General features: G+C 57.8%; 19 protein-coding genes. 7 read left to right on the top strand and 12 right to left on the bottom strand.

Annotation, left to right across the window (positions count from 1 at the left end):
- Positions 1 to 38: 38 nt before the first annotated feature.
- Both recG and E5Q11_RS15965 read right to left on the bottom strand, forming a co-directional pair.
- A complete protein-coding gene (gene recG / locus E5Q11_RS15970; RefSeq protein WP_135804451.1) occupies positions 39 to 2,114 on the bottom strand; it encodes an ATP-dependent DNA helicase RecG in 2,076 nt (691 codons plus the stop codon).
- 8 nt (positions 2,115 to 2,122) lie between these two features.
- The gene (locus tag E5Q11_RS15965; RefSeq protein ID WP_135804450.1) at positions 2,123 to 3,100 is read right to left on the bottom strand and encodes a hydrogen peroxide-inducible genes activator; all 978 of its coding nucleotides are present in this window, start codon (positions 3,098 to 3,100) and stop codon (positions 2,123 to 2,125) included.
- A 49-nt stretch (positions 3,101 to 3,149) separates the two neighbouring features.
- Between E5Q11_RS15965 and E5Q11_RS15960 the strand changes: the two genes are divergently transcribed.
- Positions 3,150 to 4,028: an NAD-dependent epimerase/dehydratase family protein gene (locus tag E5Q11_RS15960; protein ID WP_135804449.1), complete on the top strand. Its 879-nt coding sequence runs from the start codon at positions 3,150 to 3,152 to the stop codon at positions 4,026 to 4,028.
- A 64-nt stretch (positions 4,029 to 4,092) separates the two neighbouring features.
- Here E5Q11_RS15960 and E5Q11_RS15955 read toward each other — a convergent pair whose 3' ends face one another.
- The 5 genes from E5Q11_RS15955 to E5Q11_RS15935 all read right to left on the bottom strand — a co-directional run bounded on the left by E5Q11_RS15955 (position 4,093) and on the right by E5Q11_RS15935 (position 8,769).
- Positions 4,093 to 4,479, bottom strand: coding sequence for a RidA family protein (locus E5Q11_RS15955; RefSeq protein ID WP_135804448.1), 387 nt, complete (start codon positions 4,477 to 4,479; stop codon positions 4,093 to 4,095).
- A 68-nt stretch (positions 4,480 to 4,547) separates the two neighbouring features.
- Entirely contained in the window at positions 4,548 to 6,692 is a 2,145-nt protein-coding gene (locus E5Q11_RS15950) for a RelA/SpoT family protein (protein ID WP_135804447.1), read from the bottom strand.
- Positions 6,693 to 6,843: 151 nt separating this feature from the next.
- The gene (rpoZ, locus tag E5Q11_RS15945; RefSeq protein WP_135804446.1) at positions 6,844 to 7,056 is read right to left on the bottom strand and encodes a DNA-directed RNA polymerase subunit omega; all 213 of its coding nucleotides are present in this window, start codon (positions 7,054 to 7,056) and stop codon (positions 6,844 to 6,846) included.
- 97 nt (positions 7,057 to 7,153) lie between these two features.
- Complete coding sequence (gene gmk / locus E5Q11_RS15940; protein ID WP_135804445.1) at positions 7,154 to 7,786, bottom strand: guanylate kinase; 633 nt, start codon at positions 7,784 to 7,786, stop codon at positions 7,154 to 7,156.
- Between the two features lie 119 nt (positions 7,787 to 7,905).
- A complete protein-coding gene (locus E5Q11_RS15935) occupies positions 7,906 to 8,769 on the bottom strand; it encodes a YicC/YloC family endoribonuclease (protein WP_135804444.1) in 864 nt (287 codons plus the stop codon).
- Positions 8,770 to 8,893: 124 nt separating this feature from the next.
- Between E5Q11_RS15935 and rph the strand changes: the two genes are divergently transcribed.
- The gene (gene rph, locus E5Q11_RS15930) at positions 8,894 to 9,610 is read left to right on the top strand and encodes a ribonuclease PH (RefSeq protein ID WP_135804443.1); all 717 of its coding nucleotides are present in this window, start codon (positions 8,894 to 8,896) and stop codon (positions 9,608 to 9,610) included.
- Positions 9,611 to 9,678: 68 nt separating this feature from the next.
- Here rph and E5Q11_RS15925 read toward each other — a convergent pair whose 3' ends face one another.
- The gene (locus E5Q11_RS15925) at positions 9,679 to 10,485 is read right to left on the bottom strand and encodes an exodeoxyribonuclease III (protein WP_135804442.1); all 807 of its coding nucleotides are present in this window, start codon (positions 10,483 to 10,485) and stop codon (positions 9,679 to 9,681) included.
- 81 nt (positions 10,486 to 10,566) lie between these two features.
- Between E5Q11_RS15925 and pyrE the strand changes: the two genes are divergently transcribed.
- The gene (gene pyrE / locus E5Q11_RS15920) at positions 10,567 to 11,205 is read left to right on the top strand and encodes an orotate phosphoribosyltransferase (RefSeq protein WP_135804441.1); all 639 of its coding nucleotides are present in this window, start codon (positions 10,567 to 10,569) and stop codon (positions 11,203 to 11,205) included.
- Positions 11,206 to 11,283: 78 nt separating this feature from the next.
- On the top strand, positions 11,284 to 11,937 hold the full coding sequence (locus tag E5Q11_RS15915; protein WP_135804440.1) for a DUF4124 domain-containing protein: 654 nt from the start codon (positions 11,284 to 11,286) through the stop codon (positions 11,935 to 11,937).
- Positions 11,938 to 11,998: 61 nt separating this feature from the next.
- Here E5Q11_RS15915 and E5Q11_RS15910 read toward each other — a convergent pair whose 3' ends face one another.
- Entirely contained in the window at positions 11,999 to 12,394 is a 396-nt protein-coding gene (locus E5Q11_RS15910) for a hypothetical protein (RefSeq protein ID WP_135804439.1), read from the bottom strand.
- 254 nt (positions 12,395 to 12,648) lie between these two features.
- Between E5Q11_RS15910 and E5Q11_RS15905 the strand changes: the two genes are divergently transcribed.
- The gene (locus E5Q11_RS15905; protein WP_135804438.1) at positions 12,649 to 13,125 is read left to right on the top strand and encodes a fibronectin type III domain-containing protein; all 477 of its coding nucleotides are present in this window, start codon (positions 12,649 to 12,651) and stop codon (positions 13,123 to 13,125) included.
- 1 nt (position 13,126) lies between these two features.
- Here E5Q11_RS15905 and E5Q11_RS15900 read toward each other — a convergent pair whose 3' ends face one another.
- Positions 13,127 to 13,426 (bottom strand): DUF2782 domain-containing protein, encoded by a 300-nt coding sequence (locus E5Q11_RS15900; protein WP_135804501.1) that lies wholly within the window; start codon positions 13,424 to 13,426, stop codon positions 13,127 to 13,129.
- A 153-nt stretch (positions 13,427 to 13,579) separates the two neighbouring features.
- Between E5Q11_RS15900 and polA the strand changes: the two genes are divergently transcribed.
- Together polA and E5Q11_RS15890 are read left to right on the top strand one after the other, a co-directional pair.
- The gene (gene polA / locus E5Q11_RS15895) at positions 13,580 to 16,324 is read left to right on the top strand and encodes a DNA polymerase I (protein ID WP_135804437.1); all 2,745 of its coding nucleotides are present in this window, start codon (positions 13,580 to 13,582) and stop codon (positions 16,322 to 16,324) included.
- A gap of 210 nt (positions 16,325 to 16,534) precedes the next feature.
- A complete protein-coding gene (locus E5Q11_RS15890) occupies positions 16,535 to 16,927 on the top strand; it encodes a hypothetical protein (protein ID WP_135804436.1) in 393 nt (130 codons plus the stop codon).
- 27 nt (positions 16,928 to 16,954) lie between these two features.
- On the opposite strand, the gene E5Q11_RS15885 is transcribed toward E5Q11_RS15890, so the two are convergent.
- Positions 16,955 to 18,367: an OmpP1/FadL family transporter gene (locus E5Q11_RS15885; protein WP_135804435.1), complete on the bottom strand. Its 1,413-nt coding sequence runs from the start codon at positions 18,365 to 18,367 to the stop codon at positions 16,955 to 16,957.
- 116 nt (positions 18,368 to 18,483) lie between these two features.
- Positions 18,484 to 19,605: a PilT/PilU family type 4a pilus ATPase gene (locus E5Q11_RS15880; RefSeq protein ID WP_135804434.1), complete on the bottom strand. Its 1,122-nt coding sequence runs from the start codon at positions 19,603 to 19,605 to the stop codon at positions 18,484 to 18,486.
- Between the last annotated feature and the right edge of the window lie 165 nt (positions 19,606 to 19,770).

Raw genomic sequence — 19,770 nt, 5'->3', positions numbered from 1 at the left:
CCTGGTTCTGATTATAGGGTAGAAAAAGCTCGGCAACCTTACACATCACCATATCGAGTGCGTTCACCCAGCCAGCGACGTATCAGGCCGTCAACCCGGTCCGGTTGCCCCATAAGCTGCGGGGCCATGGCCCGGACGGGCTCGATCCATCCCTGGTCACGCTCAAAATCGGCCAACCGGAACTGCATCATGCCGGTCTGGCGGGTACCCAGTACTTCGCCGGGCCCCCTGATTTCCAGATCTTTCTCTGCAATCACAAAGCCATCCTGGCTGTCCCGCAGGGCCTGCAGGCGGGCCTTGCCATTCTGTGACAGCGGCGGGTGGTACATCAGCACACAGAAACTGGCCTCTTCGCCGCGGCCCACCCGCCCGCGCAACTGATGCAGCTGGGCAAGGCCAAGGCGCTCGGGATTTTCAATAATGATCAGCGATGCGTTTGGAACGTCAACCCCGACTTCAATCACCGTGGTCGCCACCAGCAGGTCCAGCTCGCCCTGCTTGAAGCGGTCCATCATTTCCGCTTTTTCAGCGGCTTTCAGCCGCCCGTGAACCAGGCCCACTTTGAGATCGGGCAACCTTTCTGCCAGCTCTTCCGCCGTGGCCTCCGCTGCCTGACACTGTAGAGCCTCGGATTCCTCAACCAACGTGCATACCCAATAGGCCTGTCGCCCTGCCATGCAGGCCTTCCTCACCCGATCAGTGACATCGTCCCGGCGACTGTCCGGGATCACAATGGTTTCAATGGGCTTGCGGCCCGGTGGCAGCTCATCAATGACCGAAGTGTCCAGATCCGCATAGGCGCTCATCGCCAGGGTGCGGGGAATGGGCGTCGCGGTCATGATTAACTGGTGGGGTGCCAGGGTTCCACCCACGCCTTTTTCGCGCAGTGCCAGGCGCTGGTGCACCCCGAAGCGGTGCTGCTCGTCGACGATCACCAGCGCCAGCCGGTTGAAATGAACGTCGCCCTGAAACAGCGCATGAGTGCCAATAATGACCGCAGCCTCGCCACTGGCGACCGCTGCCAGAGCGGCTTCACGGGGCTTTCCCTTCACCTTGCCGGACAACCAGGCAAGCTGGATACCCAGGGGTTCCAGCCAGCCCTTGAAGTTCTGATAATGCTGCTCGGCCAGAATCTCTGTAGGCGCCATCAGAGCCACCTGGGCTCCGGCGCCGATGGTCTGCAGAGCCGCCAGGGCGGCTACGACGGTTTTGCCGGACCCGACATCCCCCTGAACCAGGCGGAGCATGGGCAGGGGCTGGCTCAGATCCTGACGGATTTCGGTCATAACCTGGCGCTGGGCACCGGTCAGTCTGAATGGCAGGGCATCCAGAAAGCGCTCTGGCAGGTCTCCGGTGGGCAATAGCGGCAGCGCCTCCCGAGCCTGGATCTGCTGGCGGACCTTCAACAGGCTGAGCTGATGGGCCAGCAACTCCTCCATCACCAGCCGCTGCTGGGCCGGATGACGACCTTCCATCAGCAGATGGACCGGGGCATTGGCAGGCGGTGAGTGCACCAGTGCCACAGCCTCGGAAATTCCCGGCAGCTGGTACTGCGCCATAATGCTGGCAGGTAACCAGTCGCGGATGGGATAGCGTTTCAGGTAAGTCAGTGCCTGCTGGCACAGGGAACGTACCCGGGGCTGCTGAATACCTTCGGTGAGGGGGTAAACCGGCGTCAGGGTTGCTTCACCCTGGGAAGGCATGGGCGGCGGATTAACCTGGTATTCCGGGTGGTAGAATTCATAACCGGCACGGCCTGGTCGGACCTCACCAAAGCAGCGCACCCGGGCGCCCTCGGACAACTGGTTTTTCTGCGCGGCATTGAAGTGGAAAAACCGCATCACCAGAAACCCGCTGCTGTCTTTCAGGGTCACCTGCAGGCTGCGGCGCCGGCCCATTACCAGGTCGGCTTTCATGACCTCCCCTTCCACCACAGCCACGTCTCCGATTCGCAACTGGCCCATGGAGATCACTCGGGTGCGGTCTTCGTAGCGGTGCGGCAAATGGAACAGCAGATCCTGCAGGGAATGGATACCCAATTTCGCCAGGGTCTCCGCCAGCGCTTTGCCAACGCCTTTGAGAACCGTTACGTCGATGTCGTCCAGTGACGTCATGCGTCAGCTCAGGAAGAGGTCGCAGACGCAGCAGCGTCGGCCGCTTTTTTCAATCTGGCCTTCTCAATCACCCGGCACTGGCTGGCGGCCAGGGACAGCACATCGATGGCCTTGGGCCGCGGGAAGGTTACCCGCCATGCCAGGGCAACCGTGCGATAAGGAACCGGTTGGGCAAAGGGCCTGACCGCCAGGATATCCTCGTCATACTGCATCGCAGTAGCCGCAGACAGCGGTAGAACGGTAATACCCAGACCAGAGGCCACCATGTGCCGAATGGTCTCTAGGGAGCTGCCTTCCGTCACCAGCGCCGGCGACTTGGCGTTGGCGGCCTTGGGCCGGCTGACAGCCGCCACCAGCGGCGGGCAGGATTCCAGCACCTGGTCCCGGAAACAATGGCCTGGGCCCAACAGCAACAACTGCTCCTGCGCCAGCTGTTCTGCAGTCAGGCTTTCGTGTTTCGTCAGGGGGTGTCCGCCGGGCAGGAGCACCACAAACGGTTCATCATAAAGGGGCAGCGTAACCACTTCCGGCTCTTCAAACGGCAGCGCGATGATGATGGCGTCCAGCTCGGATTGGCGCAGTTTCTGGCGCAGGGTCGCGGTGTAGTTTTCTTCTATATACAGGGGCATATCCGGTGCGCCACGGCGCAGCTCCGGCAGCAGATGGGGGAACAGATAGGGCCCGATGGTGTAGATCGCACCCACTTTCAGTGGGGCGTTCAGCTGATTCTTGCCATCCTGCGCCATGTCCCTGATCAGGCTGACCTGATCCAGCACCCGCTGGGACTGCTCGATGATCCGCTTTCCGGTCTCCGTTACCCGGATACTGTTTTTACTGCGTTCAAAGAGCGGGATGCCCAGCTCGTCTTCCAGTTTTTTCACAGCCACACTGAGGGTAGGCTGGCTAACGTGACAACGCTCCGCTGCGCGGCCAAAATGCCTTTCGCGGGCCAGGGTAACAACGTATCGTAACTCGGTGAGCGTCATGGCGGGCTCCGGTAATTTATTATCCAAAGCATAAGGATTGAGTTTGCCTATGGCAATCACTGAAGACAAACAAATACCCCGGATTCTCGTGGCCGGCTGCGGCAACCTTGGCGGCGCCATCGCCTCGCGCCTTGCAGAAGACTTTCGCGTGTTCGGCATGCGCCGCACTGCCAGCCAGATTCCTGAGGCGGTTCAACCGGTTGCAGCAGACCTTCTGGATCGAGATCAACTCGCGTCTGTCCTGCCGGAGCAACTGGACATCGTGATCTACTGCCTGACCCCCAGCCAGTATGACGAGACCGGCTATCAGAATGCGTTCGTCACTGGCCTGAACAATCTGCTCCATGCCCTTGAAGGCCAGTCCCTGAAGCGGCTTTTTTTCATTAGCAGCAGCAGTGTCTATTCCCAGAACGACGATTCCTGGGTGGATGAAACCAGCCCGACCGAACCCGCCCGTTTCAGTGGCGAAATCATTCTGGACGGCGAAAAAACGGCCCAGTCCAGCGCCCATCCGGCGACCATAGTCCGGTTCAGCGGCATCTACGGGCCGTCCCGAAGGCGTTTTCTGCAAGCTGTGATGGAAGGCGAGATGGACCCAGCCTCTCCGGCGCCCTACAGCAACCGCATTCATGAAGCTGATGCAGCTGGCGCGGTTTGTCATCTGACCCGGCTGGCGCTTGCAGGAGCGCCCCTGGAGCCCTGTTATCTGGCCAGCGACTGCGAACCCGCGCGGCTGGATGAAGTTGTCGCCTGGGTACGGCAACAGCTTCCCTGCAAAGCACCAGACCCGGACGCCCGCAAAGGCGGCCGCGCAGGCAGTAAACGCTGCAGCAACCAGCGCCTGCTGGACACCGGCTTCCGGTTTTCCTATCCGGATTTCCGGGCAGGCTACGGCGAAATGATCGAGCAACAGAAACAGCACTCATAAAAAAAAGCGGCCCAAGGGCCGCTTTTTTACGTCTGAACCCACGTCTTGACACGTGGTTTCGTGGTTAACTCAGAACCATCACCGCTTCCATCTCCACCGGCACGCCCTTGGGCAGCGCCGCGACACCCACCGCTGCGCGGGCGGGGTAAGGCTCCTGAAAGTAAGTCGCCATGATTTCATTGACCGTGGCGAAGTTGCTCAGGTCGGTCATGTAGATATTCAGCTTGACGATGTCTTTCAGCTCGCCGCCGCTGGCCTCACAGACCGCCTTCAGGTTTTCAAACACCCGACGGGTCTTGGCAGCAAAATCACCGGATACGACTTCCATGGTTTGCGGGTCCAGTGGAATCTGGCCGGACAGATAAACTGTATCGCCCGCCTTCACAGCCTGGGAATAGGTACCAATGGCCTGCGGTGCGTTTTCAGTCTGGATGATTGATTTGTTGGTCATGAACTTTCTGTTCCCCTGTTCAAAACGCCAATCGTCACCCTGCGGCACCCGGGCTGTCAACAGCCCGCTCAGTTACGCACACGATTGATGTGGGTGACCGCCTTGATGTTGCGGATCCGGCGCATCACCCGGGCCAGATGGCGCCTTCCGTGCACGTGCACCACCAGGCTGACAACGCCGAGCTTGGCATTCTGCTCTTCAACGTTGATGCGCTCGATGTTGCCATCGGCCATGGCCACCGCGTTGGCCAGCTCGGCAATAACACCACGCTGGCGCTCGAGTTCGACACGCAGCTCTACGGAGAACTCGTCGGCAATGTCCTTGGCCCATTTGAGCTGGGTCAGATTGGCCCGGGCTTCGTCGTCCTCCGGCAGCCGCGAGCAGGTGTCAGAATGGATAACCAGGCCCTTGCCGGAATCCATGGTACCCACCACCGGGTCGCCCGGAATCGGCTTACAGCAGTTGGCAAAGCGCACCAGCAGGCCTTCAGTGCCACGAATGGTGACCGATCCACGGTCGTTTGTGCTCATGTCGGTGGCGGATATGTCCGACTTGCCATCGTCACCCGCACCGCTGACCAGTTGCCGCGCCACCAGATAGGCCATGCGATTGCCCAGACCGATGTCGCTAACGAGGTCATCAAAACTTTCAACCTGGTTGTGTCTGACCACCGTGTCGATCTGGGCTTCCCCAATATCCGACAATTTTGCGCCAAAGCCCTTCAGGGATTTTTTCAGCAGTGTGCGGCCAAGCTCAAGGGATTCTGCCCTGCGCTGATTCTTCAGCACATGGCGAATGCTGCTTCGGGCCTTGCCAGTGGTCACGAAGCTGAGCCACGCGGGATTGGGGCGGGCACCGGGCGCGGTAATAATTTCGACGGTCTGGCCGCTTTGCAGGGTCTGGCTCAGTGAACCCAGATTACGGTTGATCCGACAGGCGACACAGGCATTGCCGATATCCGTGTGAATCGCATAGGCAAAATCCACCGGCGTGGCGCCACGGGGCAGCTCCATGATCCGGCCCTTGGGCGTGAACACGTAGATTTCATCCGGGAACAGGTCAACTTTGACGTGCTCGATGAATTCCAGAGAATCGTCGGCCCGCTCGCGCATTTCCATCAGCCCTTTGACCCACTGGTCGACGCGGGTCTGGTTGGCGGTGGTAATGTTCGACGGCTCGTTCTTGTACATCCAATGAGCGGCAATACCGTTATTGGCGATATGCTCCATTTCCTCGGTACGAATCTGGATCTCGATGTTCACGTGCATGCCAAACAGCGTGGTGTGCAATGATTGGTAGCCGTTTGCCTTGGGCATGGCGATGTAGTCTTTGAAACGGCCGGGCAGCGGCTTGTAGAGGCTATGAACCGCGCCAAGAATACGATAGCAGTCGTCTTCCGTGTCGGTGATGATCCGGAAGGCATAAACGTCCATGATTTCATGGAAAGATTTGTGCTTGAACTTCATCTTGTTGTAGATGCTGTTCAGGTGTTTTTCGCGCCCCTGAATCCGGCCCGGCAGGCCCCGCTCGGCCAGCTTTTCTTCCAGCTTGCCGCGGATGTCATCGATGATTTCCCGATGGGTGCCCCGAAGCTTGGCCACCGCCTTGGAAATGTATTTCGACCGCATGGGGTAAAGCGACGAAAAACCCAGATCTTCCAGCTCGGTACAGATCGAATGCATACCCAGCCGGTTGGCGATGGGGGCGTATATATCCAGGGTTTCGTTGGCAATCCGCTGGCGTTTCTCGTAGGGCATGGGGCCCAACGTGCGCATATTGTGCAGCCGGTCGGCCAGTTTCACGAGAATCACGCGGATATCCCGGGCCATGGCCAGGGTCATTTTCTGGAAGTTTTCCGCCTGGGCTTCGGCACGGGTGCGAAATTCAATCTGGGTCAGTTTGCTGACACCGTCCACCAGCTCGGCGACGTCTTCCCCGAACTGCTCGGCCAGGGCTTCCTTGGGAATTCCGGTGTCTTCAATAACGTCGTGGAGCATGGCCGCCATCAGGCTCTGATGGTCCAACCTCAGGCTGGCAAGAATATGGGCAACCGCCAGCGGATGGGTGATGTAACGGTCGCCGCTGCGGCGCATCTGGCCTTCGTGGGCTTGTTCGGCATAATAGTAGGCACGTCGCACCTGGTTGATGCGATTGGAATCGAGATAGGTACTTAGCTCACCGGCCAGCACCTCAACTGTCGCCTCTGCCGACACCGCGCCTCCGTCTTTGATCCTTTGTTCAGGGACAAAAAAACCCGAATGCGAACATTCGGGTCCTTCCGAGGTGATTCCGTCAATGCACTCTATCTATACACTATAAAAGCGGAGCAACGGATTTCAATGCTCTACTGCAGAAACTTGCAGCTTATTCGTCGTCTTCCTCGGCAAGCAGCTCACGGCCAATCTTGCCTTCGGCGATTTCGCGCAAGGCGATCACTGTTGGTTTGTCGTTTTCTTCCGGTACCAGAGGCTCGAAACCCTTGGTGGCGAGCTGACGCGCGCGCTTGGTGGCCAGCATTACCAGCTGGAAGCGGTTATCAACGTTTTCGAGACAATCTTCAACAGTTACTCGTGCCATAACATCCCCGATATTGAAAAAATGGCTGATTTCAGCAGACCGCGTAGTTTACTGGCGCCGGCTCAATTTGTATACAGAAATAAGCGGGCCAGACACTTCAGTGCCGCTCGGACAGGCGGATCAGCAATCCCGAATACCGGGCCTGCTGGGCCTGCATGCGTAGACGGTGGCAGCGTACAATCGCCAGCAGGTCCGCCAGCGCCACCGCGAAATCATCGTTGACCACCAGGTAGTCAAACTCACCGGCATGGCTGCATTCGTCCGCCGCTTCGTTCAGGCGCCGCTCCACCACTTCCCGCGTGTCTGTACCACGGCCGGTCAAACGAGCTTTCAGGGTTTCCGGCGACGGTGGCACAATAAAAATACCGACGCAGTCGGGCATTTGGCGCCGCACCTGTTCCGCGCCCTGCCAGTCAATCTCCAGGATAACGTCCTGTCCCTGGGCCAGGGTCTCTCTCACCCAGACCTGAGACGTGCCATAGTAGTTACCGAAAACGTCCGCGTGCTCCAGGAAATCGCCGCGATTGATCATCGCCTCAAAATCCGCACGGCTGACAAAATGGTAGTTTACGCCGTCCTGCTCACCGGCACGCATGGGCCTGGTTGTGTGTGATACAGAAACCCCCAGTTTCTCGTCCGCCTTAAGCATTTCCGCCACAAGGCTGGTTTTGCCAGCGCCTGACGGGGCGGAAATCACGTAAAGGGTGCCTTGTTCTGATTTCTGACTCATGACGCAAACAACTCCGGGCCTACACGGATTAACAGCTGCCGCGGGACAAGCCCGGCTGCCACCGAAACAATGAAGCCGGGATTATAAGGTCTTTGAATCGCTGCCGCACCCTGCGACACCTATTCAACGTTCTGCACCTGCTCTCGCATCTGCTCGATCAGCACTTTCAGGTCCACCGCAGCGCGGGTGACCCTGGCATCAATGCTTTTGCTGCTGAGGGTATTGGCCTCCCGGTTCAGCTCCTGCATCAGGAAGTCCAGCTTGCGGCCGATGGCCTCGTCACTGAGAAAGACATCAGTCACTTCCTGAATATGGGCATCCAGGCGGTCCAGTTCCTCTGCCACATCAGACTTCTGCGCCAGCATCACCATTTCCTGGGCTATACGCTCCGGGGCCAGTTCCACTTTTGCCTGCTCGAACCGCTTTCTCAGCGTCTCTTCCTGGGCCTTGAGCAACTCTGGCATCAATGCCCGTACATCTGCCACCAGTATTGCCATGGTATTCAGCCGCTCCTCGAACAGGGGGCGCAGGCGCTCACCTTCACGCTCGCGAACGGTTTGCAGTTGCGCGACCGTGTCCGCAAACAGGCTTTCTGCGGCTTTCCTGGCAGCGCTGTAGTCCTGTTCCGCTGAGATAAGAACGCCGGGCCAGCGCAGAATATCCAGAGCATTCAGATCGGCCGGGTTATCCAGCATGCGGTTGATCTGCCGGGCCGCCTCATTGACCGCATGAACCATGGACTCGTCGACCTGCAGGCTGGAGCTGGTTTCGGTGGACTGAAAGCGCAGCGCAACGTCGACCTTGCCTCTGCGAAGCTGGGTCCGCAGCTGGTCGCGAAAGCGGTTCTCAAGCTCACGGAGGGCGTCCGGAATACGGAAAGACGGCTCCAGGTAGCGGTGATTGACCGTTCGTATTTCGCAGGTCAGCGCGCCCCAGTCACCCTGAACATCACAGCGGGCGAACGCTGTCATACTTCGAATCATAAATCCCTCGTAAGGCACCCGGTTTTGCTGATGTGTTCAACGTTCAGTCTAGCAGAACACCCCGTTTATCCGTGCGTGTTATACTTTGCGCCCTTTCCACACACCAGCAGCATCAGGAATCATTATGAGACCGAGCGGAAGAACGCCGGAACAACCCCGCGATATCCGAATCACCCGCCAATTTACCCGCCACGCCGAAGGCTCGGTACTGGTTGAGTTTGGCGATACCAAAGTGATCTGCACCGCCTCCGTGGAAAACAAGGTGCCGCCTTTCCTCCGTGGCCAGGGACAGGGCTGGATCACCGCCGAATACGGCATGCTGCCCCGCTCCACCGGCAGCCGCATGGGCCGCGAAGCCGCCCGTGGCAAACAGGGTGGCCGCACCGTTGAAATCCAGCGCCTGATTGGCCGCTCTCTACGAGCCGCCGTTGACATGAAGGCACTGGGCGAGCACAGCATCACCATCGACTGCGACGTCATCCAGGCCGACGGCGGCACCCGCACCGCTGCCATTACCGGTGGCTGCGTGGCCCTGGTGGATGCGCTGAACTTTCTGGTTAAAGAGGGTCGGCTGAAGACATCACCGCTGAAGCAGATGATCGCTGCATTCTCTGTGGGCGTTTACAAAGGAACGCCCGTTCTGGACCTGGATTATCCAGAGGATTCAGAAGCTGAGACCGACATGAACGTGATCATGACGGACAAAGGCGGGTTCATTGAGATTCAGGGAACAGCGGAAGGTGCGCCGTTTGAGCAGGAAGAACTGGATGGAATGTTGAAGCTGGCGAAGCTGGGGATTAACCAGTTGTTTGAGGCTCAGAAGGCGGCTTTGGCCGGCTAAGGTGCCTCCGTTCCGCGTGTCCGGAGAGGGTGTCTTTTCCGGGCACGCTTACTCCCGCGCCAAAAGCCCTAGATGCCGATCTCAATATCGTAATCCATAATCACCGGCGCATGGTCAGAAAACCGGGTTGAGTCATCAATCCAGCCGTCCACTACCGTTTTGCGAATACCCGGCGTGAGCAGCTGGTAATCCACCCGAATCCCCGCCTTTTTACGGGAACCTTCCGCCTGCTCCGGCCACCAGGTGAACTGATTGCTCTGCTTGTTCAGATCGCGGAATGCATCAACACAGCCCATTTCATCAAACAGACGGTCCAGCCACGCCCGCTCATGGGGCAGGAAGCCAGAGAAATCCAGCTTGTGGTACAAGGGGCTGGCATCGGTCACGTGGTGGGCGGTCTGCAGATTGGCGCAGAAAATAAACTGCCTGCGCTTGCGCAGGGTCTTCTGCATATGCAGCCCGAAAGACTCCAGAAACTCATCCTTGTGGTCCAGAACCGTCAGATCGTCGCTACCGGTCAGTTCTTCCTCACGGCCAAGCGCGCAGGGTGCCAGAACGGAAGCAACAGACACCTTGTCAAAATCCGCCTGAATGAAGCGTCCTTCACGGTCCGCCTGTTCATTGGCAAAGCCATACATGATCGCCTTGGGGAAATGGCGGGTGTAGATGCCAACGCCGCCGTCCTCGTTGCGCTCGCCGTCTATAAAGTAGGCCTGGTAACCCTCAGGGATAAGGTTGAAATCCTCGACTTCGTAGGCGCGCATACGGTGATCCTGAACGCAGACCACATCGGCATCCTGCCCGGCCAGCCATTCAAAGAAACCTTTCTCAACGGCTTGAGCCAGGCCGTTGACGCTAATCGTTACGACACGCATACGTGTTCCCTGATCTTGTTTGAGTGTATGATACTGTTTTTACGTCTCAAATAAAGCTTCAGACCCGCCAGACACCTTGCCATGCATGACTATCAGAAGAATTTCATCGAGTTCGCCATTCGTCGCGATGTTCTGCGTTTCGGCGACTTCACGCTTAAATCCGGCCGTACCAGTCCGTACTTTTTCAACGCGGGCCTGTTCAATACTGGCGAAGACCTGCTAGAACTAAGCAAAGCCTATGCCGCCGCGCTTGAACGCAGCGGCCTGAATTATGACATTATTTTCGGTCCAGCCTATAAGGGCATTCCGTTGGCGACCGTGACTGCCATGGCCCTGGCCGCAGATGGCATCAACAAACCTTTTGCGTTCAACCGTAAAGAAAAGAAAGATCACGGCGAAGGCGGCAATATTGTTGGCGCTCCATTGCAGGGCGAGGTCCTGGTGGTTGACGACGTTATTACCGCCGGTACCGCCATTCGTGAATCCATGGATCTGATCCATAACGCTGGCGCCAGGCCCGCGGGAGTGCTGATTGCCCTGGACCGCCAGGAACGGGGCACCGGCGACAAATCGGCCATCCAGGAAGTCCAGGACACCTTTGGTATCCCCGTGGTCAGCATTATCAAGCTGGACCAGGTCCTCGACTACCTCAACTCCAGACCCGGCTTCGAGGAGCATGCGGCACGGGTTGCCACTTACCAGCAGGCCTACGGGATCTGATACGCCACATGGCATATTGCGTGGCTTTTGGTATGCTTCGATAAGCTTCATCCGTTTACCCGAGTGCGACCCATTACCATGAATGAGCTGATCAAGCCCGTTATCGCAGCTTCCGCTGTCGCCCTGCTACTTTTTGCGGCAACGGCGACCGCCAATATGTATCGCTATACTGACGAAAACGGTCAGGTCGTCATCAGCAACACCATTCCCCAGTCTGCATCCAAGCGCGGCTACGACATCCTCAACAACAATGGCCGCGTCATCGAAACCATTGATCCGGCGCCAACTGCGGAAGAAATCGCCGCGCGGGAAGCCCGCAAACGCCAGGAAGAGGCAAAGGCCCGCCAACTGGCTCTGGATAAAAAACTGCTGGAGCGGTTCAGTCACCCGGATGAAGCCGTACGGGCCATGTACCGAAAAATCCGCGAACTCAGAGGTCTTTCCCAGCTCAAGCGCGGCAACATTTCGGTCATCGAAAGCCAGCTGGATTCGGAGCAGGAGCGTGCCGCTGATCTTGAGCGTTCAGGCCGCGAGATCCCCGAGGGCATTCTGAAAAAAATCCGTCGACTTGAATCCAACATTCGGGAAATCGAGCGTGAAATCAGTGCTCAGCAAGCCGACATTGACGCGGTGAAGCGTCAGTTCCTGCAAGACATCGAGCGGCTCGAGATTATTACCGACAAGCCCCGAACACTTCCGCTTGAAGTACCACCGGAAAACAATAATTCCTAGACCTCGCAACCAATAAAAAGGCCGCCCGGAGGCGGCCTCTCTGCACTCTGACTCTGCCCTATCAGGCTGAAGCAGTTGCTTTCTTTGCAGCCGGCTTTCTGGCCGCTGGCTTCTTGGCAGCTGGCTTCTTGGCCTCTACAGACTCTTTCACAGAGTCAGCGGCGTCAGAAACTTCGTCAGCGCCTTCAGCCACTTCTTTCTCAAGCTTGGCAACCAGGTCAGCAGCAAAGCTACCGAACTTGGTGTTCAGCGAACGCAGTTGCTCGAACAGGTTTTCGCTGTAGCCATAGTAACGGGTACGCAGAGTTTTAACGCTGTACTCGCGAGCTTCGCTTTCAAGCTTTTCGGCGTACTCGAACGGCTTGGAGGCCAGCTTCTTCTGCTGCTCTTCAGCGGCATTGATGCCTTTCTCTACGATTTCCTGAAGCTGTTCCTGATATGTTTTGAGCTTACCCATAGTCTTTCTCCTTAAAGGTCTTGATGCGTGTTTACTGGTTTTAAAGCTGCATCGTCATGGCCACGTTTATCGGGCCGTTTTCTGACTTCACCGTTGCAGAGTAAGCTCAAAAATTAGAATGATCATACTAATAGGAAAAAAATCTGCGCTGCGCTGAAGGGCAAGATTTACAGAACTGTCACTTGATGATTTTTCTCCCCGAGGCATACTCCCGACCCGTTGGCTGATAGAACCTGTTGACCAAGAGACCCCTCATGACAGACAGCAAACCTTCCCACAGAGCCCGCGCCTTTACCGCCCTGTGCCTGATTCTTGCCTTTGCCCTGTTGGCTGGCGGCTGCAAAGTCAGTTCAGGCGAGTCCTCCAGGGCAGACTCCGCCGATGCGGCAGTTGTGGCTGAAAACCGGCTGAACGGCGCCGTGTCTTCCCTTCAGGACACCCTGGGCCAGACACCCCGCGGAACGGCGGATCGTCCAACGCTGAGATGGGAAGCACCTACCACCCGGGAGGACGGTTCCCGTCTTTATCAAAGCGACATCAGTGAGTATCGGATCTATTACCGGCTGAGGCATCAGACCGCCTTCCAGAGCATTTCCCATCCAGTCAGCGACGGCAGTGCCTTCCCTCTGGATCCGTTCAAGCCTGGCGCCTATGAATTCAGCGTAACCGCAGTAGACAGCGAAGGCCGGGAAAGCCGTCGGTCAGACGGGGTTGCGGTCGATCTGATCTGAGTTACCAGCGAAACAGCACCCAGCTGGGCACCAACAGGTCGGTTTCCGTTTCCCGGATCCAGCCGCCACCATCGGCGGGCACCAGATAATATTCCGGGCCAATTTCCGGCACTACCTTGATCTCCACCAGTTCGCCATTAACGCGATACTCGTAGAAGACTTCGTTATCATTGCCCGGGCGAATCACAATCTGCGCCGCTGAGCCCGGCGGCTGATAATCCGACACAACCACAGGTTCATCTGGCGTCTCAACAGGCTCACTGGTCTGCTGTGCCGACGTCGGCGTTGCCGCAATGGCCATTATTGCCAGGGTGACAGCCGTGAGTGGGGTCAAAGAGGTGATAGCGGCGATCAAATCTGGTTTCATGTTAACCTCTGATGCCAACGGTTGTTGATAACCACAGATTTGCACAAGCCAACCCTTGCTTCAATCACTATCCGGGTCCGTTCTGACATGACATCGAAGAATACTCCACCAGTCGTTCTGGTAGACGGCTCATCCTACCTGTTCCGTGCCTACCACGCGCTACCGCCACTGATGACCAGCAAAAGCCAGCCCACTGGCGCCATCAAGGGTGTGATCAGCATGCTCCGCAAGCTGGAGCAGGATTACCCGGGGTCAAAAATGGTGGTGGTTTTCGACGCCAAGGGTAAAACCTTCCGCCACGATATGTATGAAGACTACAAGGCCAACCGCCCCCCCATGCCGGAAGACCTGGGGGTGCAGATTCCGCCTATTCACCAGATCGTGAAAGCCATGGGCCTCCCGCTGCTCATTGTTGAAGGTGTGGAAGCCGATGACGTCATTGGCACCCTGGCTCACGAAGCCACCAGCAAGGGCATCGATGTGGTGATCTCAACCGGTGACAAGGACATGGCCCAGCTGGTCAGCGACCATGTCACCCTGATCAACACCATGACCGATACCCGGATGGATCGGGACGGCGTGGTTGAAAAATTCGGGGTCAAACCGGAACAGATCATCGACTACCTGGCTCTGGTCGGCGATAAAGTCGACAACATTCCCGGCGTCAACAAATGCGGCCCCAAAACCGCGGTTAAATGGCTGCAGACCTGGAGCAGCCTGAGCGAAGTCATCGAGCACGCCGACGAAGTGAAAGGCAAGATCGGCGAATACCTCCGCGAAGCCGCTGAAACCCTGCCACTGAGTTACGATCTGGCCACCATCCGCACCGATGTGGAGCTTGATTTCGGCCTGGAAGACCTGCAACTGCGTGAACAGAACGATGAGGAATTGCTGGACCTGTTCCGGGAATACGAGTTCCGGTCCTGGATCAATGAGCTGGAAAGCGGCAGTGAAAATGCGACCGACCCGCAAGCAACAGGCGCAGAAACCAGTAGCGACACACCCGAACAGACCAGCACCAAAAAGAACTACAGCGTGATCACCGACAAGGAAACGCTGGCCAAATGGCTTGAACGCCTGAAAAAAGCGACCCTGTTCGCCTTCGATACGGAAACCACCAGCCTGCGTTATATGGACGCCGAAGTTGTGGGCGTGTCCTTCGCCATCGAGCCGGGTGAAGCCGCCTATGTGCCTTTCGGGCACGATTACATGGGCGCGCCGGAACAGCTGGAGCGTGACTATGTTCTGGAGCAACTGCGCCCCATATTGGAAGACCCGAAACAGGCCAAAGTGGGCCAGAACCTGAAATACGACATGAACGTGCTGGCCAATCACGGTATCCAACTCCAGGGCATTGCCGAAGACACCATGCTGGAATCCTACGTGCTCAATTCCGTGGCTTCCCGCCACAATATGGATGCGCTGGCGCTGGAGTATCTGGGTGAACAGACCATTTCTTTTGAATCCATTGCCGGCAAAGGCGCCAAGCAGCTGACCTTTAACCAGATAGATCTGGAACAGGCCGGCCCCTATGCCGCGGAAGACGCCGACGTCACCCTGCGCCTGCATCAGGTGCTAAGGCCCCGACTTGCCGAAACCGGCCGCCTGAAAGACGTCTACGAGAAAATCGACCTGCCGCTGGTGCCCGTGCTGTCGCGCATGGAGCAGCGTGGCGCCATGATCAGCGCCAGCACCCTGCGCCGCCACAGCCAGGAACTGGCTGAGCGGATGGCAGAACTGGAAAAGGAAGCCCACGAAGAGGCAGGCGAGGTCTTCAATCTGGGTTCCCCCAAGCAGCTTCAGACCATCTTCTATGAAAAGATGGGGCTGCCGGTGGTCAAGAAAACCCCCAAGGGCGCTCCCTCGACCGCCGAGCCGGTATTGCAGGAACTGGCCCACGATCACCGTCTACCTCACCTGATTCTGGAACACCGCAGCCTCAGCAAGCTGAAGTCCACCTACACCGACACTCTGCCGGAGCTCATCCACCACCGCACCGGGCGGATTCATACCTCCTACCACCAGGCAGTAACGGCAACCGGACGGCTGTCCTCGTCAGAGCCCAACCTGCAGAACATTCCCATTCGCAGTGAGCAGGGGCGGCGTATTCGCCAGGCCTTTATTGCGCCGGAAGGCTACAAGCTGGTGGCGGCGGACTACTCCCAGATTGAGCTGCGTATCATGGCCCACTTATCCGGCGATAAAGGCCTGCTGACCGCGTTTGAGAAAGGCGAAGACATTCACAAGGCGACCGCCGCAGAAGTCTTCGGTGTCGGGGTGGACGGCGTTTCCAGCGACCAGCGCCGGAGCGCCAAGGCTATCAATTTCGGCCTGATCTATGGCATGTCGGCCTTTGGCCTGTCCCGGCAACTGGACGTCGGGCGGAATCAGGCCCAGGAATACATTGACCGCTACTTCGAGCGCTACCCCGGCGTTCTGAAGTACATGGACAACATCCGCAAACAGGCCCACGACGACGGCTACGTGGAAACGCTGTTCGGCCGGCGCCTGTATCTGCCGGAAATCAACGCCCGCAATAAACAACTGCAACAGGGCGCGGAGCGCACAGCGATTAACGCGCCCATGCAGGGCAGTGCTGCTGACATCATCAAGCTGGCGATGATGAGCGTGGAGGACTGGCTAATCAATAATCATGCCGACGATGCCCGCATGATCATGCAGGTACACGACGAACTGATTCTGGAAGTGAAAGAAAATGCCCTGGACACCATCTGCAAGGGCCTGGAATCCCGGATGTCGGCTGCTGCTAGCCTGGATGTACCACTGCTGGTAGAGGCAGGTGTGGGCAACAACTGGGATGAAGCGCACTGAATACTGGCGCCGGAGTTCGGTTCTGCCCAGAAATTGTGCCTGAAACAGCTGGAGCTAACCCAGCCTCACTCCCTGAAAGCCCGATTCTAGGCGGCTTTCGGCGGATCATCGCCCGAACGGCACGGATTTCGCAAAGTAGAGATTGGTCGGCCAGTGAACAGACCGGTTCATTGGCCAGGTTGTGACATCTCTACTTTCGAGGCACCCACCATGTCCACTATGGCATCCGAACGCAGTTGGCTGCTGAATCCCGGCCTGTTGAAGCTTGTTCACCAGTGTCGCCGGCTGATCCAGTCCGAATTCGGAGTCAAACTGCACCTTACCGAAGATCACCTTGAACGCCGTCTGGCCGAGTTTGCGGGTAAAACCCGGTCATCCCATCTGATGAAAACCTGGGAGACTCTTGCGCCCCAGATCCCGCACCTGGAAATGCCCAGGGCGGAGGAAACCGGAAGTGATGGTAGCAACCAGGGCAGACCCAGACGGATGTACCGGGGTCAACCCGTGGCCGACCCGGAACCCCCCACCCCAGTGTCTGACGGTGAGTCAGCGCCGACCCGGCGCAAAACCATCATCTACCGTGGCCAGGTCGTCGAGCATTAACTCCCGCATCGGGTCAGGTCAGCCGCTTCAGAACTTCCTGCTGACCTGAACCCCCGCGCTCCATGCATCCAGTTCGTAAGTGCCCTGGAACCGCGCCTGACCGGGCGTGGGGTTGTCGTTAACGTCGTAGTTCTGTTCATCTACTTCTTCGTCATCGAACAGCAGAACACCTGCCGCCAGATCCACCGTCCAGCCTGAGCGGGCTGGCGCATACTGAGCGCCCAATGTTAGCCATTCGCGGTCACCGGAAGGAATCCGCGCTGTGCGGAACTCGTCGTTCACCGGCGACTCGTCCCAGGCATAGCCAGCTTTCAGGGCCCACTCTGGCGACGTCTGCCAGATCGCACCCAGATTGGCCTGCCAGGTGTCTTGCCAGTTCTCTGACACATGGGCGATCAGGTCGTCATCCCCCAGGCCGGGCCCGGTCCGTGATGACACCGGACCATTATCCTCCCGGCTCTCAACGTCCAGAGCCTCAAAACGGCTCCATTTTGCCCAGGTTGCACCCGCCAGCAGCGTGACGGAGTCAGTGAGGCGGTGGCGTGCGCCAAAGGTAATGCTTTCAGGGATTTCCAGCGGCACCTGCGCTTTTTCAGTGACGGTTGCCTGGCTGAGTCCTGCTGTTGGCGAAAACGCGGGGAAATTCCCGATTTCCGCATCGCCTTCCAGTTCCAATTCCGTGCCTGTCTGCCCTGAAAAGCCAACCTGGGTCTTCTCGGTCAGCTCCCAGAGCATACCGAAGGAGAAAGTGACCGCTACATCATTGCCTTCGATGTCGGCATAGCCGTCTCTCAGTGTTCCCGGCGGTACGGTCTGACCAGCGCTGCGTAATTGGGCTTCCGTACCGCTGTAATCCTGGAACTTGGTCAGCTTGCCTTCGGCGTAGATGATGTTGATACCGGCACCCATGGAGAAGCCGTTACCATCATTCACGGCAAAGGAAGGGCTAAAGGAGATCGCCGTCAGCTCGGTCTCGTCGGCAAAGAAGCGACCCTTGAAGTCATCCTCGTAATCGGCCGCCAGGCCGTATGGCGCGTTAAGGCCAAAGCCTACATCCAGCCAGTCGTTGACCTCGTGGGTTATGTAAAAATTGGGAAGTACCGCCGGGTCGGCAATGTCGCCGCCACTTTCGCCGTTCACCGGACGGCCGTCATCACGACGGGCACTGCCAGTGCCATCCTTGAGCTCGGCATCAATGTTCAGAACCGCAGCACCGAACGACATATTGGTGCCGGACAGCTGGCTCATGCCCGCAGGGTTAAAAAAAACGGTCGTGGCGTTTTCAGGGTTGGCGGCGGTGCCGGCGTTGGCAACGCCCATGGCGCTGGCGCTCTGCTCGTTCAGCGAAAAACCGCCGGCTAAGGCGACACCGGGAACGGCCACAGCTGAAAGGATTCCAAGATGAATGGCCGACTTTAGCAACACTTTGTTTTTAAACATAAATTCCCCCCTATAGAGGGAAAGTACAACAGTGCAGATCGTTAACTGCAAATGAAGAACTCTTAACTTCGATGAACAGAGTTCTTCATTTCAGGGGCCTGGCCAACGGATTCTGCTCAGTCGTCCTGAATCGAAAGCTTGTCGACACTGGAAGACAGCTTGTCCGCCCCCTGGGAGTCGGCGCCCAGCTTGATCATCAAACGCAGGTCATTGGCGGAATCGGCATGGGCCAGAGCATCCTCGTAGGTGATCGAGCCTTCGGAATAAAGGTCGTACAGCGCCTGGTCAAAAGTCTGCATGCCGGATTCCCGGGATTTGGACATCAGTTCCTTGAGCCGGTGAACCTCGCCCTTGCGGATCAGGTCTGCGACCAGCGGCGTGTTGATCAGTACTTCGATAACCGCCTTACGGCCCTGCCCGTCCGGTGTGGGAATCAGTTGCTGCGCCACAATGGCCTTGAGGTTGAGCGACAGGTCCATCCAGATCTGGTTGTGCTGTTCTGGCGGGAAAAACTGGATAATCCGGTCCAGTGCCTGGTTGGCGTTGTTAGCGTGCAGGGTGGCCAGACACAGGTGACCGGTCTCCGCGAACTGCACCGAGTATTCCATGGTCTGGCGGGTACGCACCTCACCAATCAGAATTACGTCCGGCGCCTGGCGCAGGGTGTTTTTCAGCGCCACCTCGAAGCTTTCGGTATCGATACCCACTTCCCGCTGGGTCACGATGCAGCCCTGGTGCTGGTGAACGAATTCGATGGGGTCTTCGATGGAAATAATGTGGCCCCGGCTGTTCCGGTTCCGATGCCCGAGCATGGCGGCCAGCGACGTCGACTTACCGGTGCCGGTAGCGCCCACAAACATGATCAGACCCCGCTTGGTCATGGCCAGGTCCTTGATGACACCCGGAAGGCTCAGGTCATCAATCTGGGGAATCTTGACCTCAATCCGCCGCAACACCATGCCGCAGAGGTTACGCTGGAAAAAGGCACTCACCCGGAACCGCCCAATGCCACGGGCACTGATGGCAAAGTTGCATTCGTGGCTTGCTTCAAATTCCTGCTGCTGCTTCTCGTTCATCGCCCCATACACGAATTCCCGGGTCTGCTCCGGCGTCAGCGCGTTCTTGGTCACCGGATGAACTTTACCGTTCAGCTTCATGGAGGGTGGAACCCCGGCTGTAATAAACAGGTCGGAACCACCTTTCTCAACCATCAAACGCAATAACTTTTCAAAATCCATGCTGTCACCCGTGTTTCTGGCTATCGGTTTCCGGGAGTCGGGCATGGCTGCCCAGGGCACGCTGTAAATACATCCCTGTAAGCTCGACAAAAACATCCATGTTTTTGACGTCCCTGGGCAGCCATGCCCGACTCCCTCCGAACTGGTTGCAGACCTTAGAACACA

It is taken from the genome of Marinobacter confluentis (genome assembly GCF_004785685.1).
Classification (GTDB): Bacteria; Pseudomonadota; Gammaproteobacteria; order Pseudomonadales; family Oleiphilaceae; genus Marinobacter; species Marinobacter confluentis.
Note: the sequence above shows the minus strand (reverse complement) of the source record. Positions and strands in the feature narration are given on the sequence as shown.

What these genes read in the sequence shown, in the direction of transcription:
- E5Q11_RS15890 (WP_135804436.1), top strand. Translation starts at nt 16,535, where the DNA reads ATGTCCACTATGGCATCCGAACGCAGTTGGCTGCTGAATCCCGGCCTG.
- E5Q11_RS15885 (WP_135804435.1), bottom strand. Translation starts at nt 18,367, where the DNA reads ATGTTTAAAAACAAAGTGTTGCTAAAGTCGGCCATTCATCTTGGAATC.
- E5Q11_RS15910 (WP_135804439.1), bottom strand. Translation starts at nt 12,394, where the DNA reads ATGGGTAAGCTCAAAACATATCAGGAACAGCTTCAGGAAATCGTAGAG.
- E5Q11_RS15915 (WP_135804440.1), top strand. Translation starts at nt 11,284, where the DNA reads ATGAATGAGCTGATCAAGCCCGTTATCGCAGCTTCCGCTGTCGCCCTG.
- E5Q11_RS15925 (WP_135804442.1), bottom strand. Translation starts at nt 10,485, where the DNA reads ATGCGTGTCGTAACGATTAGCGTCAACGGCCTGGCTCAAGCCGTTGAG.
- gmk (WP_135804445.1), bottom strand. Translation starts at nt 7,786, where the DNA reads ATGAGTCAGAAATCAGAACAAGGCACCCTTTACGTGATTTCCGCCCCG.
- E5Q11_RS15955 (WP_135804448.1), bottom strand. Translation starts at nt 4,479, where the DNA reads ATGACCAACAAATCAATCATCCAGACTGAAAACGCACCGCAGGCCATT.
- pyrE (WP_135804441.1), top strand. Translation starts at nt 10,567, where the DNA reads ATGCATGACTATCAGAAGAATTTCATCGAGTTCGCCATTCGTCGCGAT.
- E5Q11_RS15960 (WP_135804449.1), top strand. Translation starts at nt 3,150, where the DNA reads ATGGCAATCACTGAAGACAAACAAATACCCCGGATTCTCGTGGCCGGC.
- E5Q11_RS15965 (WP_135804450.1), bottom strand. Translation starts at nt 3,100, where the DNA reads ATGACGCTCACCGAGTTACGATACGTTGTTACCCTGGCCCGCGAAAGG.
- E5Q11_RS15935 (WP_135804444.1), bottom strand. Translation starts at nt 8,769, where the DNA reads ATGATTCGAAGTATGACAGCGTTCGCCCGCTGTGATGTTCAGGGTGAC.
- E5Q11_RS15905 (WP_135804438.1), top strand. Translation starts at nt 12,649, where the DNA reads ATGACAGACAGCAAACCTTCCCACAGAGCCCGCGCCTTTACCGCCCTG.
- recG (WP_135804451.1), bottom strand. Translation starts at nt 2,114, where the DNA reads ATGACGTCACTGGACGACATCGACGTAACGGTTCTCAAAGGCGTTGGC.
- rpoZ (WP_135804446.1), bottom strand. Translation starts at nt 7,056, where the DNA reads ATGGCACGAGTAACTGTTGAAGATTGTCTCGAAAACGTTGATAACCGC.
- E5Q11_RS15900 (WP_135804501.1), bottom strand. Translation starts at nt 13,426, where the DNA reads ATGGCCATTGCGGCAACGCCGACGTCGGCACAGCAGACCAGTGAGCCT.
- rph (WP_135804443.1), top strand. Translation starts at nt 8,894, where the DNA reads ATGAGACCGAGCGGAAGAACGCCGGAACAACCCCGCGATATCCGAATC.
- E5Q11_RS15880 (WP_135804434.1), bottom strand. Translation starts at nt 19,605, where the DNA reads ATGGATTTTGAAAAGTTATTGCGTTTGATGGTTGAGAAAGGTGGTTCC.
- polA (WP_135804437.1), top strand. Translation starts at nt 13,580, where the DNA reads ATGACATCGAAGAATACTCCACCAGTCGTTCTGGTAGACGGCTCATCC.